The following is a 662-nucleotide window of genomic DNA, read 5'->3' as shown; positions in this document are numbered from 1 at the left end:
GCCTGGACCGCCGCACTGGAGCCGCAGGGCAAGGCCCCTCCCGCAGCCCGCGCGCCGGCCCTGGCGCTGGACGGGCTGTCGCTGGTGGACGACGATGTGGTGGAAAACAAGATCGTCGCCTCCCGCATGGCCCTGCCGGTGATGGAGCACGTGAGCATTCCCTTCGACAGCGTGCGCCGGCGCACCCAGCGGCTCGAGGGCGTGGAGCTGGCAGGCAACGACATCCTGCGCCCCGAAGCCTGGTGTCTGCTGCTGGTGCAGGAATGGCTGGAGGCGGGCCTGTTGCGCGAGGATCTGGGGCTGGTGACCGACCCGCTGCAGCAGGGCCTGGCGGAGCTGGCGCTGGCGCGCTACCAGGCGCTGGTCAAGCTCTACGACACCCAGGGCGTGGGCGCGGCCGATGAGCTGCGCGTGCGGCGTCCGGCGGGAACGCCCACCGGCGGCGGGCCGACCAGCGCCGGCATGCCCCTGGCCTCGGCGCGCATGCCGCTGGGCGGGGCAGCGCATGGCCACAGCGGTCCCGGACCCCTGCACGCGCCGGTGACCGGCTACGGCATGGCCTACCCCGCCGGGCCGGCGCGCGGCGGCCACCCGGTCCACCCTGCCCAGGCCGCCCATGCGGCGCAACTGCACGCCCAGGCCATGGCGGCAGCCGCCAGCGG

1 protein-coding gene is annotated in these 662 nt (G+C 75.4%); it reads left to right on the top strand.

Going from position 1 to position 662, the window contains the following annotated elements; genetic code table 11:
* On the top strand, window positions 1-662 hold a 662-nt coding region (locus tag A612_RS14250), incomplete at both ends, for a DUF1631 family protein (RefSeq protein WP_040437049.1).

The sequence above is a fragment of the Melaminivora alkalimesophila genome (assembly GCF_000282995.1).
Lineage (GTDB): Bacteria > Pseudomonadota > Gammaproteobacteria > Burkholderiales > Burkholderiaceae_C > Melaminivora > Melaminivora alkalimesophila.
The sequence above is the reverse complement of the archived record's forward strand: the minus strand, read 5'-3'. Positions and strand labels throughout refer to the sequence as shown.